The following is a 16,455-nucleotide window of genomic DNA, read 5'->3' as shown; positions in this document are numbered from 1 at the left end:
AATATATTTTAAGCATTTTATAGCTTAATTGCCAAAGTTATATTCTTTATAATCACCAACCTCAGCTTTATGCTTACAATATTTGCGCATCGTTTCTGAAATATTAGACAATGCTTTTACAACTTCAAAAGTTTCAAATGATTTAACTTTTAATCTTTCGGGATTAGTAAAAACATTTAAAAGATTAGTATTTTCATTAACATTTCTTGCCAAAGCTAATCCTACATAAGGTGCTAATTTATTAATAGCAAGCCAAGCAGATTGAACAACTTTTGTTTTAAATAAACTTCTCTTGGTCTTTTTATTATATTTAGCTATTTTTTCAGTATTTTTTAAAATTTCATTATCTTTTGCTAACAATATAAAATTATATAAAGGATATACTAAATTAAATGCTCTAGCGGCTAAAACATGAGTATCTTTTGAAGGAAATTCTTCCATTTTCTCTGTAAATTTACGTAATTCAAATATACCAAATACACCAGAGAACAAATTAACAATTCCATCAAGAACATTTGTTTTCTTTATGTCCACTTTATCCTGACTACCTAAAACTCTAATTCTATTCATTTCTTTGATAACAGACAAAAGATCACATACAGCATTAAACTTAACCAAACTAAGCATTTTTTTACTTATTTCTTGATTAGAATTATATGGGCTCCAGCTGTATGGAGTAGATGTAGCCTTATAAGTATTTTCTGAATCTGATGTTCTTAAACGAGAAACACTATCTCTATAACTACCTTCTTGCCTCATGTGTGAATTAGCAGATCCTTGAGATTTTACTTTTTCTTTAGCTATATTGTTTTCTCCTACTTGAGACTCTTGAGCTCTTCTTGCTTGTTGGGCTTGCCATTCTTGTTTTTGTACTTCATGATTTTCTCTAAGTATTCTTAATTCCTCTAATCTTCTTCTATTACCTTCAGTAGCTTCATAATTTACCCAATCTATATACTCTTGATCAAACGCAGCAGATTCAGTAGGCTTCTCTGCTTCTTGATGGGTTCTAGTAGAAGAATTACTTATTCTATCTCTATCAGAAAGTTTTATAGTTTCTGTTCTTCCTTTTGTTTTTTGCGCTTTAGACTTTTCAGACGTCAATTGTTTCTTTACAAAGTTACCAAAACGATTCCACCCATCACTTAATTTTTCACCAGCACTAATTAGTTTTTCTCCACCTTGCTCAGCAAACGACTCAAAGGATTCAACAAACTCATCAAATTGTTCAGCTGCTACTCTACTAAAGTCTTCGTCGCCTGTCTGACTACTTCTGTTCATACCAAATATAGAGGTATATAAAAAAAAACTTAATCCAATCAAATAAAACTTCTTTAACATTTTTGTTCCATTTCATATTAATATTTAATTATATGTTTAACCATTCTGTATACTTATTTAAAATTTTATAAAAAATAAATATTCATTGTTAAAAGTTTAAATTAAACGAAACTTTTTACAACAGCCTAATAACAATTTCATCATAAACTGAAATCATTCAATAAAATTAATCTTAAAAATATAAAAGTGATATAAGTAGATAAACATGGTATCTTCTTATATCACTTTTGTTTAAATTTAAGCTTATAAAAATTTATATTAATTAAGATAATTAATCTCAGAGAATATTTTTATATATTTTATTGGCCTCATTAAATAATTTATAATTGCATGGAGCTGAAACGCTTGAATTCTAATCAAACGCAAGCTAATAGACCATACCTAACCACTTTTAAATAGCCTTGAAGTTATTGACTACAAGTTGCTTATTTTATAAAAAATTTTTGACATTAATTAAAATTGTTATTTGAATTTATCATAAAAGCATAAATATTTTATAGTTAATAGAAAAGAATATATAGCGCTATAAATTTTATAGCGCTATTATTTGGCGCTTAGTAAAATATTAGTCCAAAATAAATAGAACAGTTTATTAATTTACTTGGAAATTAGTTATAAATATTAAATATTATGCTCAGCAATTTTAGCAGCATTATAGAGCAATATATCAGACCTTTGTATTTCTGATAAATATTTCTGAACATAAGGCCCAAAATTAGGATCCTGCAATGACATACCAATTACCGATTTGATCCAACCAAGAGGAGTGCCAATATCATAACGTATCCCTGGTATTTTAAAAGCAAAAACTCTTTCATTATTATGCATCATATGAGATATAGCATCAGTCAATTCAAGTTGTTCACAAGCATAAGTACTTACATAATCTAAAGAATTAAAAATCTTATGTGACAATATATAGCGTCCTACTACCGCTAAATTAGAAGGAGCATCTTTTGCATGAGGCTTTTCAACAATATGAGAAAGTTGATATAAACTAGGAGTTATCTGCTTTTTTATAGCAATCATACCATAATACGAAGAGAGTTCAGTTGGAACTTCTTGTACAGCAATTACACTTGCTTTTTCTTGTCTTGCAACTCTGATTAATTGCGATAGAGTAGGCTGTTTTGAACAAATAATATCATCTGGCAATGCAATTGCAAAGTATTCTTTATGAATGCTTGATCGCGCCATGGAAATAGCATGACCTAACCCAAGTGGTTCTGCTTGACGTATATAATTAAGTTGTAGATGCCTTAATATCTTTGCAAAATCTGTTAGAACTTCATTACTCTCTTTTAAATTACTATCAAAAGAATTATTAAAATAATCTACTATAATATCTTTATTTTTACCAATAACTACAAACAAATTAGAAAGCTCCGAACGATAAGCTTCTTCTGTAATCCATTGAATTGCAGGTTTTGATAAAATAGGTAACATTTCTTTAGGCACAGATTTTGAAAAAGGTAAAAACCTTGAATCTAATCCGGCTGCCGGAATAATTACTTTAGATATCTCCATTAGTACTCCTTTTTTTTAAGATGCAAATCAAAATTGCTTTAAAAAATCTATTTTATTTGAATGAAGCAGTCGAATATCTGATATACCATATCTTAACATAGCCAAACGAGTTAACCCAAATCCAAATGCAAAACCACTATACTCTTCTGGATCAATATTACAAGAAGTTAATACATTAGGGTGCATTAAGCCAGCACCACCTAATTCGATCCAACCAGTAGTTTTACATACAGAACAACCTGAAGTACAAAAAATACAACTTATATCAACTTCAACTCCAGGTTCGACAAAAGGAAAATAACTAGGCCTTAATCTAATATCTAGATCATTTTTACCAAATAACAATTGTAAAAATGTTTTAGCTGTAGCAACTAAATTAGAAATAGTTACATTTTTATCGATAAATAAAATCTCTACTTGCATAAACATAAAGTCATGAGATGCATCTGTTGCTTCATTACGATAGCATCTACCTAAAGAACCTACAGCAATTGGGGGCTTACGGTTTTTCATAGCATGAACTTGTACGGTAGAGGTATGGGTCCTCATTAATTTGTCCGGTAAATCTAACCAGAAAGTATCTTGCATTTCTCGCGCAGGATGATTAGATGGTATATTTAAAACATCAAAATTATGATATTCGGTTTCAACTTCGGGTCCTTGAATAATTTCATAGCCCATTGATATAAAAATATCTTCAACCTGTTCAATTAAATGAGTATAAGGATGCAAAGAACCTTTATAAGTAAACGGCTTATAAGCAGTTACATCAAAATTAGCTTCTTTATAAGCATTTAATGATTTAATCTCTTCTTCTATCAAAAGCTTTTTATTATCAATCCTTAAGTGAATATCTTTTTTTAATTCATTAAATAATGGACCATATAGACGCTTATTTTCTGCATCAAAATCTTTAAGCCTTTCTATAAAATCATTTAAAATCCCCTGACGCCCTAAATATTTAACTCGTAAACTTTCTAAATCTTTTAAATTAGATATAGAATTTAGTTCTTTAAGAAAGTTCTCTTTAGTCTCAATTATAAGCTTATTAGTATTATCCATTTTAAAGTTATTTTATAGTTTTATATGTAATTAACTATACTATCTTAACAAACGATTTGCTTCTTTGCAATCTCAAAATTGAGGATATTACTAATAATATTTATAGCGTAAAATTTAAAAAAAACAGTTATTTAGATTGTAGTAATTCACTTATATCATTTAAATCCATTTTATGCGCCCAATCTAAAGCATCAAGTCCTTCAGTATCTTTAAAATTTAACTTTGCTCCATTATCAATAATTTTTTTAACCAAATTTAAATTATTATTCTTAATAGCCATGATTAACGGTGTTTCTCCTTTAATATTTTGAACATTAACATCTGCTTGATTATCAAGCAAAAGATTTGCTATATCGTCATTTTTAAAAAAGATAGCATAAGTTAAAGCAGTATTTTTCGATTGATCTTGTATATTTAAATTCGCTTTATATAAAATTAATTTTTTAGCAACTTTAAAATTATTATAATAGGCAGCCATCATAAGAGCAGTATAACCATCCTTATTCTGTGCATTGATCTTTAAAATATCAGAATATCTTAATAATTCCTCTAATATTTTTTTATGTCCATATTTTGCTAATATAATTAAAGGAGTGTTGCCATTATTATCAGACATATTAATATCGGCTTGTTTATAAATAATTAAATTAAATAACTGCATATTTCCATAATAAGCAATTAAGCCTAAAGGTGTATACCCTCCAGAGCAAATATTAATAATTTTATTATTACTTAAGATTTCTACTATTTTAAAAACATCCCTATCCTTAAAAGAACGACCATATAATTTTAAAGCAAAAATCAAAGGATTATCCCCATCTATAGATTTAATATTCATATTGATGTTTGAAAGAGAAAGCAATTTTTTTAATAATTCAATATCTTTATCATATATAGCCTGAATTAAAACTAAATTTTCTTTGCTGTTTTTTGTTTTATTTATATCAATTTGATAATAATACTTTAAGCAAGAAAGTATCCTTTCTACTAAACGGTTACTACCAATATTTTTTATAATTTCAACTAATTGATCTATAATATTATGTTCAAAATCTTGATCATAATTATTTTGATAACGTCCCAAAAACTTATTTATAATTTGATTCATTAAATTATCAGGATCCTTATCCACAATAAGTAGGTATTTATATTCTTCATTATTGTATAAAAATTTATCAAGTTTATTAACCAATTGCATCAAAGTCTTACTGCCTTTTAAGCAATCTAAAATAGATTCTTCATCATCTTCGATCCAGCTAGAACTATATTCAAACATAGAATTACCACTGCTGTACAATACTTCATAATCATCTCTATGCATGGCACTAAAGCTTGTACATAAAAATATTGTTAGACAAATAGAAAAAAACAAATATTTTTTCATCTAATTTCACCTTAAAGTTATTAAGACTATTAAACAAATATATAATCTTAATAACTTTATATCAAAACTTCAAATATTATCAATATTTTCAATAAGAACAAATAATATCACTTATATCACTTAACCCGAGCCTATTAGCCCAATCAAGAGCAGTAAAGTCCCTACTATCTCTAAGGTCGGTATTAGCATTATTTTCAAGCAAAAGTCTAACCATTTCTAAATTTACATGTATAACTGCAGTTATTAAAGCAGTTTCTCCTAAATTATTCTGTCTATTAATATCTACATCAGGCCTACTTAGCAACGTTCTGGATATATCTCTATGTCCATCATAAGACACGTTTTTATGCTCTTTACGCTTTATTGATAATATTAAAGCAGTATTGCCATACTTATCTTGAGCATTAATATCAATATTTTTATCTATTAATAATATTTTTATACCATCAAAAAAATTACCATAAACAGCAACTATTAAAGGAACATATCCATTTTTATCCTTAACATTTACGTCAATTTCTTCAAGAGAAATTAAATCCTCTAAAAGTTGAAGATCTTTATCATATATTGCTTGAGTTAAAATTAAATTGCCTGTACTATTTTTATATCTATTTACATCGATTTCGTAATATTTTAACACATTTAATATTTTTTTAATTAATGTTTTATTATCACAATTTTTAATAGTATCACTTAAATCATCAATAACATTTTTATTAAACAGTGGCCTATTGAGATTTTTAACATTAGTTAAATAATTATTTATTATCTGGTATACTAAATGATCATAGTCCTTTTTATCATGATATGATATAAAATTATCTAACCTATTTACAATATCTTTTAAATTTGTGTAACATATTAAAGATCTTACTATATCTCTTTCAGGATAATAAATTGAACATAGAAAAAGTAAGTCTTCAGGATTTTCAACATATTTTGCATTACATTCTTGCATAGCATAAGAATTACTAATTATGCTTATTAACAACATAAAACTATAAAAAACAGTATTATTTTTCATTAACTTACCCTAAATTTATTAAAAATATTAAACGAGTATTACACTAATAAATAAATTTATATAGGGTTCTATATATTATCAATAGTAAGAAGAAATAAGTTCTATTATACTTGAAAAATCAAGATACTCCGCCCAATCAAGAGCATCATATTCTTCATTATCTTTTAAACTTATATCAGCGTTTTTTTCAAGTAGAAGTATAACCAAATCTATGTTATTTGATTTTACAGCTAATATTAAAGGCGTATTGCCATAAGTGTCTTGAACATTAATATTAGCTCCTTGAGCAATTAACAGTTTAGCTATATCAATATAACCGTAATATAGAGCCAAAGATAATGCTGAGTGACCATCTGCTTTATAATCTATATTTATATCTTTATTACTTAGTAAAATCTCTATTACCTTAGAACAGGTTCGATTATACAAACATATAGCTAACATTAAAGCACTATATCGATATTTTTCTCTAACATTAACATCCACCTCTTTAAATGAAAGTAACCTTCTTAAAAGATTAGTATCCTGGTCATATATAGCTTGAATTAATATTAGATTGTCTTTACTATTTTTTAATCGATTTATATTTACTTTTAAAAGTCCTAAATTAACAATAATTTGGGATATTAATGTATCATTGTTTTCAACGCGAATTAAGTCAGTTAATTCATCTATTATATTTACATTCTTATCTTTAAAACAAGATAAATAACTTTTTAGCGCTCTATTAATAAAATAATCCTGACAAAAAACAACATGTTCTAATTTATAAAAAACCTCTCTTAAACTATTAGAAACCTCTAAAGAATCTAAAAAGGCTATTTTAAATTTAGGATCTAATTGAGAAAAAATAGGGGCATATATATATGGAGGTTCTCCTTCAATATTCAATTTATACATTGAAACTAAATTTAGAAATAAAAAATCGAACATAACCAAGATTAAAATTTTTTTCATTTGAGACCTCTTAAATTTTATATTTTAAAAATTATAGTAATTTACCTACAGTTACTATATTATTATCGATATTCCTATTTTTAAGTTATTTAAATATTTAAAATAAACCATGTTTTTTCTTGAAATAAATCTTTAAAAGATTAATAATATCATTTGGAATCATATAAAAAAGAACTTTCATTTTTAAGTTCATAGATATAATTATTAACAAAATTTTCAATAATTAAAAAGACAGAAAGGATAATATGCAACAAAAAATAAATTATCATAGGTGGACACTAAGCATACTGCTAAGCTTATTTACAAAGCTTAGCTCAAATGAAATACTAAGCATAAAACCATTAACCGCATGTATAGATAATCAAGAAATAATTTTAAAAGATTGTAAAAATACAAAAAAGGAATTTGCAAATTTTTTACAAAATGAGTTAAAAGATACTGTAGTTCAAGTTTTCTCACAAATTGCTGAATTTAATTGGTTGGAACCTTACAAAAGTCCAGCTCAAGCAGAATCAACAGGAAGCGCTTTCTTTATAGATAAAGAAGGCTATTTAATGACTAATGCTCATGTAGTTGATCAAGCAAAATCTATATTCATACAGGTTCCATCTGCCGGCAAAAGACGATACGAAGTAGACATTATAGGAGTAGATCCGGAAAGAGATTTAGCATTGTTAAAAATTAAAGATTCTGAAATTGAAGATCTTAAAAAAGAACTAAAAATAAAAGATTTTTCATATTTTGAATTAGGAGATTCTGATTTAATTGAAAAAGCAGAAAAAGTAATAGCTCTAGGTTATCCCTTAGGTCAACAAGGGCTTAAAAGTACCAAAGGGGTGGTTAGCGGTAGAGAGCATATGGCAGGACAGTATTATATACAAATCGATGCTGCACTTAATAAAGGTAATTCAGGAGGGCCTACAATCGATAAAACAGGAAAAGTCGTGGGAGTTAACGTAGCGATATATCAAGGTGCTCAAAATGTGGGCTATATTGTTCCAATCAATGATGTCAAAAGATTTTTAGAGCAATTAAATAATATGCCTAGTGGTGATAATAAACCGAAATTAGTTCATAAACCATATCTTGGTGTAGTTTTTAGCAATGCTAATGACAATTTAACTAAATATTTAGGAAATCCTTTACCTGGCGGACTTTATGTAGTAGATATATATCCAAATAGTCCGCTTGATAAAGCTGGCTTAAAAGCTCAAGATATGATCTATAAGATAAATAACAACAGTGTAGATATATATGGCGAGATGTATGCACCTTGGAGCAAAGGCGACAAAATTTCTATAATCGATTATGTATCTCGATTAAAAGTGGGACAAGACGTTAATATAGAGTTTTATCGTCAGGGTAAAAAAAGGATTACTTCTTTTAAGTTCTCTCAAGCAGAAAGACCTCCAATTAGAAGAGTATATCCAGGCTATGAAAATATAGAATACGAGACTATTGGCGGATTAGTAATTATGCCTTTAACCTTGAACCATGTAGTTTTACTAGCTCAATACAATCCAGAACTTATACTTTATGCTGATGTAAAAAAACATATGAAACCAGCTCTTATTGTAACAAATATTATGCTAAATTCTCCAGCATACAGAAGTCGTTGCATTACTCCAGGAGCTGTAATTTCAGAGATTAATGGTCAAAAAGTTGAGACATTACAAGATTATAGAAATGTTTTAAAAAAATCTATTAATACTGGATGGTTCACAATCAAAACAACAGAAAATATTCTTGTAGTACTTAGTTTAAAAGAAATTTTAGATAATGAAAAAAAATTATCTGATACATATTTCTACCCATTATCAAAGCCATTTAAAGAACTGCAAAAAAGTTATAACAATGAAAAGTAAGATAACTACTTATAAATAAGGAATATCAATGTTAAATAATAAAAATAATAAGTTACTGTTTTACATATTACTCTTAGGTCAATTAATATCTAAATCCATTTTTAGTAATAACTGGAAGGATATTGAATCTAATACTCAAGATTCTGTTGTCCAAGTTCTATCACAAATAGCTAAATTTAATTGGACGGAACCTTATAAATCTCCAGAACAAATGCAAGCAACCGGTACTGCTTTTTTTATAAGCGAAGAAGGATACTTGCTGACAAACTTTCATGTAATAGATCAAGCAAAATCTATATATATAAATGTCCCATCTTGTGGCAGAAAATTACTTGAAGTTGAAGTCAAAGGCGTATACCCAGAACGCGATATAGCTTTAATGAAAGTAAAAAAAGAATCTTATGAAGAGATTATAAAGACCTTAGGGTACATACCATATCTTCCATTAGGAAACTCTGATGCTACCTATCGTACTGAACCGGTTCTTGCTTTAGGATATCCTCTTGGTCAAAGATACCTAAAAAGCACGGTAGGTGTTGTAGCTGGTCGTGATTTTATATCAGGATTTTCGTATATACATATAACAGCCCCAATCAATCCTGGAAATTCAGGAGGACCTCTTTTGAGTTTATCAGGAGAAGTAATAGGTATTAATACTGCTTACATAAAAGGATCACAAAATATATGCTTTATAGTACCAATAAACGAGGTTAAAAGCATTTTAGAAGATCTTTATAAAGTTAAATTATATAGAAAGCCTCAAATAGGAATCTCCTGCAATCATGCTACAGAAGAGCATGTACAATTACTAAATAACCCAGCGCCGGGCGGTTTATATGTAAATTACGTACTTACAGATTCATTAGCTTATAAAGCAGGAATAAAAAAAGGCGATATGCTATACGAATTAATATGGCAAGGAACTTCTTATCAAGTAGATGAATACGGCGATGTTAAAGTAGACTGGCGTGGTTGCGATAAAGTTTCAATAGGAGAACTAATTAACAGATTTCAATTGAATGACAAAGTAACTGCTATAGTTTACAGAAATGGTGAAAAGCTAGAATTAGATTTTTCTTTTGAATCTGACGTAAAACATCCTATACGCTATATATATCCAGATTATGAAAAAGAAGAAATAGATTATGAAGTATTTGGTGGTGCTGTCTTTATGCAACTAAGAGAAAATCATTTTGGTTTATTGCCAGAAAGTTATGCCATTAAGAAATATCATCATCCTGAAGCGCAAGCAAAACAAGCAATACTGATTACAAATATTTTCCCTGGATCTATAATGCACAAAGTACAGTGCTTCTATCCTGGAGCTATTCTTGACTCTATTAACAATCAAAAGATCAGAACCTTGGAAGATCTAAGAAGCACGTTAATAGACAGCATTAATAATTCAACATTATCTATTAAAACTAAAGACGGTTTTGCAACTGTACTTTCACTTGATAAAATATTAGAAGAAGAACCCAGATTATCAAATAATTTTGTCTATCCAATGAGTAAAACAATCAAACAATTGATAAAAATAAAAAGTTCAACTTTAGATAGTAAATTATAAAATTATAAAGTGAACATATTATTAACAAACAATATGTTCACTTTATTATATTTTAATTTATCTTTAGCAACAGGACTGAAATTATTTTCTTCAAACCACTCAAGTAATTCATTATAAAGCGGTATATCTTTATACCGCTTTATTAAATTTAACTCAATAAAAATAGCTTTTGCTGTTTTAATTATATTTCTAGAACTTTCAAGAACAGTCAATTCGGCTCCTTGCATATCAAACCAAAAAAAATCAACATAAGTAATATTGTTTTCTTTTGCCCATAATTCAAGTACTGTAGATTTTACTTCTTGCAATTGAAATTTAGTCTCAGGATGATTAGCAAGATCAGTCAAAGGCTCAAATAAAGAACTTAAAGCTGTAGATCTACCAGAGCTTACATACATATTTAAACTTTCAACTTTATTAGAAAGAGCAAAGTTATAACAAAAAATATTGTTATATATACTAGTATTTAAAACCAATTTATCATAAAGTTCCTTGACTGGCTCAAAAGAATAAATAGTAGCCTCATGCCAAAACTTAGCCATCCTAATTGCATCACGACCAATATGACCACCTGCTTCAACTATAACAGGATTTTTTGGTAAAAATTGAGATATAAACTGTTTAGAAATTTCGACTGTTTCTATATCATCTAAATTATATTTTTTAATTAACATATCTTAAAATTTGACTAAAGATTTTATTTTATTTAATACCACAAATTATAACAAATTATAAATAATCAAAAAATATTATTTTTTCATTTATTTACTTTTAATTTTTAGATTCTAGCATTCTAACAATTCCTAAATAGCCTTTATTAATTGCTACTTCTTTTGCTGTTTTATTATCTTTATTTTCAATCTTCGTATCAACGCCATAATCTAAAAGCCGTTTTACTAGATCTTCATTATTATCTTTAACTGCTAAAATTAAAATTGTATCTCCAGAACTATATTCTTTTACATTAAAATCAGCTTTATATTTTAACAATAATTTTACTATCTCTATTTTGCCATATTTATACGCAAGCATTAATGGAGTTTCTTCATACGATGTATAGTTATTAACATCTGTATTATTTTCTAAAAGCAGTTTTACTATTTCCTCAGAACCAACTTTAATAGCATACTTTAAAGCTGTATTTCCAAAAATCTTACCTTGAAAATTAGGATTTGCTTGATATTTCAGTAAAACTTCAACAACCCTTTTATGTCCTTTTGTACTAGCATACATTAAAAGGCTGTGATTATCTTCATCCAGAAGATTAGCATCAGCACCATAGTATTTAATAAATATTTCAGCAAGTTCATTATAACCATGTATAACAGAACATTTTAAAGCTTTATTACTATAATTTTTATCTTTATCAAAAATAATAAGTAACTTGAGTAATTCCTTTAGAGAATCTTCAGATTTATTATTTTCAAAAACTAAATCATCAAATAATTTATATAATCTACATTTGAGATAATCTTCATCTTGTTCTTTATATTCTAATTTAACTTGATTTATAAGCCTTTGATATATTTTTCTTACTATATTTTTTAAGTAAAAATCATCAACAAATAAATTAAACTTTTTACAGGTTAATCGTATATTCTTTATCTCTGGAGATAAAGTTTTCATGATTAAATAAAATTCATACAAATTATCACAACGTATGATATAAAAGTTTACTATCTTATTAAAGCATAGTACTAATAATTCATTAGGTAGACTTAATATATTAGTATCTTTATTTACATCAGATACTTCCATAGAGATCAAGCTATTAAAAAATAAGCATAATACAGTAAACCATTTAACTTTCATAATTTAGTCTCTAATTTAATCTATTAATATTATTAATAGCATTTCGTAACAATTGTGCTATTTCGTTATAACCTTTAGACATGGCAATATCTAAAGCAGTTTTACTTTCTTTATCCACAACACTTATATCAGCGCCAGCTTCAATTAACATTTCAACTGCTTCCTTATTATTGCTTCTAGCACACCACATTAAAGCAGTTCCTCCAAATAAATCTTCTTGAACATCAAGCTCAATCGACAAACATTTATTTAAAAGCAAATTAATAACCGCATTATTACTATTCTTTGCAGCTTTGATTAAAGCAGTATTATTTTCCATACCTTTAGCATTAACATTAACTCCAGCTTTAATCAAAAAATGTATCATCTCTCTAGGAGCAGCTCCAGAAGCCAAAATAAGTATCGTACATTCAAATTTATTGACAGCATTAATATCAGCACCTTCTATAATTAACTTAATAGCTTGTTTTAAATCTAAATTAGTCATATATACTTTATCTAATATTTGAACCAAATTTTTTGTAAAAAACTCTTTAGGAATATAACTAAGTTCTACTTTATTGTTTTCTTTTAATAAACTATATTTTTTTTCTATTATATCTTTTAAAGACTGATCCTGGACTATTCTATTGAGAGTAGAGCAAATTAATCTTATTTTTTTTACTTCCTTAGCAAAGCTCTCTTGATTTAAATAAAAATCAACTATATCGTTCCATTTAGTAGAATAAGAAAGCATTATATGCTTAAAACAATTTAAAATGATCTCTTCAGGAATAATTTGTAAAAAATTATTTTGAGCATAGCTACTTGATATAATAAAACTAGGCAGAATTAATAAAAATGTTATTTCTTTTATTTTATTCATTTTTACAAGACCTTTTTTATTTTTATAAATCATCATCATATAAATCATTATACAAATATAAATAAAAAAAGCAATAAAAATAGGTTTGTAATGCTAGACCTTCAGTGCTTTAATAATCGTTTATATATTTAAAATAAAATCAATATCATAATATCTTGATCAATTTTTTACTTTTGAAAATATGATTTCTATTATCGATTGATTCAACTATTTCATGATAACCTTTATTTAAAGCAACAGTTCTTAAATTAGTCAAACCCAATCTAAAGTTATAAAAAACATAATCTAAATTAACATTAGGATTGTTAATAAATATTAATATTATATCTAATAAATCTCTGCGTATATTTTTGCGACATCTTATAACTCTTGAATCAATAGCAGAAAGATAATTCAAAGTGCTAATCAAAGAATTAATCCCACAATGATCTTCAATATTAACATTAGCACCTAAATCTATACAAAATTGAACTATCCCCTTATGTCCATTAGAAGCTGCAATTCTTAATAATGTATACCCATGATTATACTTCTTATTAATATCTACTCCGCAAAATACTATTTTAATACATTCTTTTAGATCTTGATAAGTTATAACTTTTTTCCTTAAAATATTGTTCATTTTTCTATTAAGAAATTTTGTCTTTTTATTGCTATACTCTTCTTTTACTTGTTTCCTTAAGACTTGATAAAGTTCGTTATATCTTTCTTTAACAGTTCTTTGTAAAATATCTTTTAATAACCTATCTTGAACTAGTCTATTTAATCTACTACAAGTTAAACTTATACTTTTTAAGTCTTGAGACAAATTATATTTATCATTATAAAATTCAAATATATCTTTATATCTATCTATCCTGGAATCAATGAACATTCTTAAGCATAGAAGTAATATTTCATCAGGTTGCTCTAGCATATCACATGATTTATTAACCACAACTTTTTGCATAGCTAAAATTTCACTAAATAAAAAGCCCAATAAAATTAAACTGATATATTTTATATTTTTCATTTATATACCTTTTGTTTATAAAATCTAAAAATTTATATATCGAATAATCATACAAGTATAAATAAAAATATCAAGTTTAATAAATACATCAATAAAAAAGACCTAGAGTTTTATACTAGGTCTTTTTACATTATTAATTTTATTTTAATTAAGAGAGCAAACAACTTAAATCATTATCATTTTTAACTAAAGCTTGTAGCAATTTAACTATATCCTCGCAACCATGTTTTTTTGCAATACTTATAGCTGTCTCACCAAGAAAATTTATAACGTTAATGCTAGCATCTTTTTCAATCAGTATTTCTACTATATCTCTACAACCTTTTTGGCAAGCATGCATTAAGGCTGTATACCCAAACTGATCTGGTATATTAACATCTGCACCTGCTTTTATTAGTAATTCTAATATTTCTTTATGTCCATTAGAAGATGCCCATGTTAAAGCTGTCTTTTCACATTTATTTGTACCATTAACATTAGCACCTAATTTTATTAATATTGCTACTATTTCTTTATATCCATAACCAGATGCCCATGTTAAAACTGTAAATCCACATCTATCTGTAAAATTAACATCAGCACCTGCTATTATTAACCTAACTGCTAACTTTAAATCTTCTTCAGATATTTTTGAATCTACTTCAAGTATTTTACTTAACTTTTGATTAAGTTGATCAGTAGAAAAATTTTTATATTCTTCTTTAATTTGTTCTTCTAACTTTTGAAGTCTTTGTATTTTAAGAATATTAAGATCATTAAAAGTTTGAATATAAAGAGCACGCCATGCTTTAGAAGTTGCAGCTAAACCTTGCATTTTACCAAGATTAATTTTAGGTTCTTTAAATATATCATTCCAATTAAGAATATCTTCTCTATAACCTTGTTCAATAATATAAATTAGAAGTTCATTAGAAAACTGTGATAATAGTGATTCTCCATATTGAAAATCTCTCTCTATTTGTTCAGTGCTTTCCATTGCCATAATATTACCTGTCAATATTATTGGCAGTATTATTACATATAAATGTTTCAAATGATTCATGTTTTCCTATATATATTTTATTTTAAATATTATTATTATATTAAATATTATACTAAAAGAGATAAAATATCAAAAATAAAAGTATCTTTGGGTTATTTTAATAAGATTAATAAATGGCCTATCTTTAAACTATTTATCATATTGTACTTTTATTAAAACTTCAGTTACTATTTATTTAAACTAAATTATGATATTCTTATTTTGATAAAATTGATAAAATAACTTATATATAAATTATAAATGAATGAAAAAAAACGACTTGATATATTAATTAAAGAAAGATATAAAAATTTTAGCAAAAACCAAATACAAAACTTTATTATTCAGGGCAAAATCAAAATAGACAATAAAATTATTACAAAACCTGGCTCTTTTGTTCCAGTAAACGCCAATATTCAAGCAGATATCGAAGAACCCAAATATGTATCTAGAGCAGGATTTAAGCTAGAGAAAGCTTTGAATTACTTCTCGATAAATGTTAATGATAAAGTTATACTAGATGCAGGTCTATCAACCGGAGGTTTTACAGATTGCTTAATACAAAGAGGAGCAAAAAAAGTTTATGGTGTAGATGTTGGCTCTAATCAAGTACATGAAAAAATAAGATCTTATTCAAACGTTATAATACTTGAAAAAACCAATTTAAGATACTTAGTAACTTTAGATGAGAAAGTAGATATAGTAACGTTAGATTTATCTTTTATTTCTATACTTAAAGTTATAGATGCTGTCAAAAACTTAATGAAAGATAACGCAGAACTAATTACTTTAATAAAGCCCCAATTTGAAACCGATAAAGACCAAATTCCATCAAACGGAGTCATTAAAGATCCTGAACTGCATAAAAAAATAGTTGAACATGTCGTTAAAGAAATAAAAGAGAAAAATTTTAAGCTCATAGGTCTTACCGAATCTCCTATAGAAGGGTCAAGTGGCAATAAAGAATTCCTTGCTTATTTTATCAGATGCTAAGACCTCGCTTTTTTTAATATTT

Annotated in this window: 14 protein-coding genes; 3 read left to right on the top strand and 11 right to left on the bottom strand. The window is 26.8% G+C overall.

Annotated features, from left to right (window positions below; all coding sequences use genetic code 11):
- Positions 1 to 24 precede the first annotated feature (24 nt).
- From BABL1_RS04870 to BABL1_RS04845, 6 genes are all read right to left on the bottom strand, one after another.
- On the bottom strand, positions 25 to 1,341 hold the full coding sequence (locus tag BABL1_RS04870) for a hypothetical protein (RefSeq protein WP_023793056.1): 1,317 nt from the start codon (positions 1,339 to 1,341) through the stop codon (positions 25 to 27).
- A 621-nt stretch (positions 1,342 to 1,962) separates the two neighbouring features.
- Positions 1,963 to 2,868 carry a UTP--glucose-1-phosphate uridylyltransferase gene (locus BABL1_RS04865; RefSeq protein ID WP_023793055.1) on the bottom strand — a complete coding sequence of 302 codons (906 nt, stop codon included), beginning with the start codon at positions 2,866 to 2,868 and terminating at the stop codon, positions 1,963 to 1,965.
- A 27-nt stretch (positions 2,869 to 2,895) separates the two neighbouring features.
- Positions 2,896 to 3,930 carry a phenylalanine--tRNA ligase subunit alpha gene (pheS, locus tag BABL1_RS04860; protein ID WP_023793054.1) on the bottom strand — a complete coding sequence of 345 codons (1,035 nt, stop codon included), beginning with the start codon at positions 3,928 to 3,930 and terminating at the stop codon, positions 2,896 to 2,898.
- A 127-nt stretch (positions 3,931 to 4,057) separates the two neighbouring features.
- Positions 4,058 to 5,314 (bottom strand): ankyrin repeat domain-containing protein, encoded by a 1,257-nt coding sequence (locus BABL1_RS04855; protein WP_023793053.1) that lies wholly within the window; start codon positions 5,312 to 5,314, stop codon positions 4,058 to 4,060.
- An 88-nt stretch (positions 5,315 to 5,402) separates the two neighbouring features.
- Positions 5,403 to 6,338: an ankyrin repeat domain-containing protein gene (locus BABL1_RS05345; RefSeq protein WP_023793052.1), complete on the bottom strand. Its 936-nt coding sequence runs from the start codon at positions 6,336 to 6,338 to the stop codon at positions 5,403 to 5,405.
- A 78-nt stretch (positions 6,339 to 6,416) separates the two neighbouring features.
- On the bottom strand, positions 6,417 to 7,295 hold the full coding sequence (locus BABL1_RS04845) for an ankyrin repeat domain-containing protein (protein ID WP_023793051.1): 879 nt from the start codon (positions 7,293 to 7,295) through the stop codon (positions 6,417 to 6,419).
- Positions 7,296 to 7,540: 245 nt separating this feature from the next.
- Here BABL1_RS04845 and BABL1_RS05340 point away from each other — a divergent pair, with 245 nt between their 5' ends.
- The gene (locus tag BABL1_RS05340; protein ID WP_023793049.1) at positions 7,541 to 9,160 is read left to right on the top strand and encodes a trypsin-like peptidase domain-containing protein; all 1,620 of its coding nucleotides are present in this window, start codon (positions 7,541 to 7,543) and stop codon (positions 9,158 to 9,160) included.
- 28 nt (positions 9,161 to 9,188) lie between these two features.
- Positions 9,189 to 10,730, top strand: a complete 1,542-nt coding sequence (locus BABL1_RS04835; protein WP_023793047.1) for a S1C family serine protease — start codon at positions 9,189 to 9,191, stop codon at positions 10,728 to 10,730.
- Positions 10,731 to 10,732: 2 nt separating this feature from the next.
- On the opposite strand, the gene BABL1_RS04830 is transcribed toward BABL1_RS04835, so the two are convergent.
- The 5 genes from BABL1_RS04830 to BABL1_RS05335 form a co-directional block, all read right to left on the bottom strand.
- The gene (locus BABL1_RS04830) at positions 10,733 to 11,404 is read right to left on the bottom strand and encodes an FkbM family methyltransferase (RefSeq protein WP_023793046.1); all 672 of its coding nucleotides are present in this window, start codon (positions 11,402 to 11,404) and stop codon (positions 10,733 to 10,735) included.
- 97 nt (positions 11,405 to 11,501) lie between these two features.
- The gene (locus BABL1_RS04825) at positions 11,502 to 12,542 is read right to left on the bottom strand and encodes an ankyrin repeat domain-containing protein (protein ID WP_023793044.1); all 1,041 of its coding nucleotides are present in this window, start codon (positions 12,540 to 12,542) and stop codon (positions 11,502 to 11,504) included.
- A gap of 10 nt (positions 12,543 to 12,552) precedes the next feature.
- Positions 12,553 to 13,407, bottom strand: coding sequence for an ankyrin repeat domain-containing protein (locus tag BABL1_RS04820; protein ID WP_023793042.1), 855 nt, complete (start codon positions 13,405 to 13,407; stop codon positions 12,553 to 12,555).
- Positions 13,408 to 13,552: 145 nt separating this feature from the next.
- Positions 13,553 to 14,419: an ankyrin repeat domain-containing protein gene (locus BABL1_RS04815; protein ID WP_023793040.1), complete on the bottom strand. Its 867-nt coding sequence runs from the start codon at positions 14,417 to 14,419 to the stop codon at positions 13,553 to 13,555.
- A gap of 148 nt (positions 14,420 to 14,567) precedes the next feature.
- A complete protein-coding gene (locus tag BABL1_RS05335) occupies positions 14,568 to 15,461 on the bottom strand; it encodes an ankyrin repeat domain-containing protein (RefSeq protein WP_023793038.1) in 894 nt (297 codons plus the stop codon).
- Between the two features lie 240 nt (positions 15,462 to 15,701).
- On the opposite strand from BABL1_RS05335, the gene BABL1_RS04805 reads away from it, so the two are divergent.
- On the top strand, positions 15,702 to 16,433 hold the full coding sequence (locus tag BABL1_RS04805; RefSeq protein WP_023793037.1) for a TlyA family RNA methyltransferase: 732 nt from the start codon (positions 15,702 to 15,704) through the stop codon (positions 16,431 to 16,433).
- Positions 16,434 to 16,455: the final 22 nt, after the last annotated feature.

Source organism: Candidatus Babela massiliensis (genome assembly GCF_000513475.1).
GTDB classification, from domain to species: domain Bacteria; phylum Babelota; class Babeliae; order Babelales; family Babelaceae; genus Babela; species Babela massiliensis.
This window is presented reverse-complemented; position numbering and strand designations above follow the sequence as displayed.

Bases quoted from the DNA above. Each gene is read 5' to 3' on its own strand.
- BABL1_RS04865 (WP_023793055.1), bottom strand. From the start codon at position 2,868: ATGGAGATATCTAAAGTAATTATTCCGGCAGCCGGATTAGATTCAAGG.
- BABL1_RS04845 (WP_023793051.1), bottom strand. From the start codon at position 7,295: ATGAAAAAAATTTTAATCTTGGTTATGTTCGATTTTTTATTTCTAAAT.
- BABL1_RS04825 (WP_023793044.1), bottom strand. From the start codon at position 12,542: ATGAAAGTTAAATGGTTTACTGTATTATGCTTATTTTTTAATAGCTTG.
- BABL1_RS04820 (WP_023793042.1), bottom strand. From the start codon at position 13,407: ATGAATAAAATAAAAGAAATAACATTTTTATTAATTCTGCCTAGTTTT.
- BABL1_RS04830 (WP_023793046.1), bottom strand. From the start codon at position 11,404: ATGTTAATTAAAAAATATAATTTAGATGATATAGAAACAGTCGAAATT.
- BABL1_RS04815 (WP_023793040.1), bottom strand. From the start codon at position 14,419: ATGAAAAATATAAAATATATCAGTTTAATTTTATTGGGCTTTTTATTT.
- BABL1_RS04870 (WP_023793056.1), bottom strand. From the start codon at position 1,341: ATGTTAAAGAAGTTTTATTTGATTGGATTAAGTTTTTTTTTATATACC.
- BABL1_RS05335 (WP_023793038.1), bottom strand. From the start codon at position 15,461: ATGAATCATTTGAAACATTTATATGTAATAATACTGCCAATAATATTG.
- BABL1_RS05345 (WP_023793052.1), bottom strand. From the start codon at position 6,338: ATGAAAAATAATACTGTTTTTTATAGTTTTATGTTGTTAATAAGCATA.
- BABL1_RS05340 (WP_023793049.1), top strand. From the start codon at position 7,541: ATGCAACAAAAAATAAATTATCATAGGTGGACACTAAGCATACTGCTA.
- BABL1_RS04855 (WP_023793053.1), bottom strand. From the start codon at position 5,314: ATGAAAAAATATTTGTTTTTTTCTATTTGTCTAACAATATTTTTATGT.
- pheS (WP_023793054.1), bottom strand. From the start codon at position 3,930: ATGGATAATACTAATAAGCTTATAATTGAGACTAAAGAGAACTTTCTT.
- BABL1_RS04805 (WP_023793037.1), top strand. From the start codon at position 15,702: ATGAATGAAAAAAAACGACTTGATATATTAATTAAAGAAAGATATAAA.
- BABL1_RS04835 (WP_023793047.1), top strand. From the start codon at position 9,189: ATGTTAAATAATAAAAATAATAAGTTACTGTTTTACATATTACTCTTA.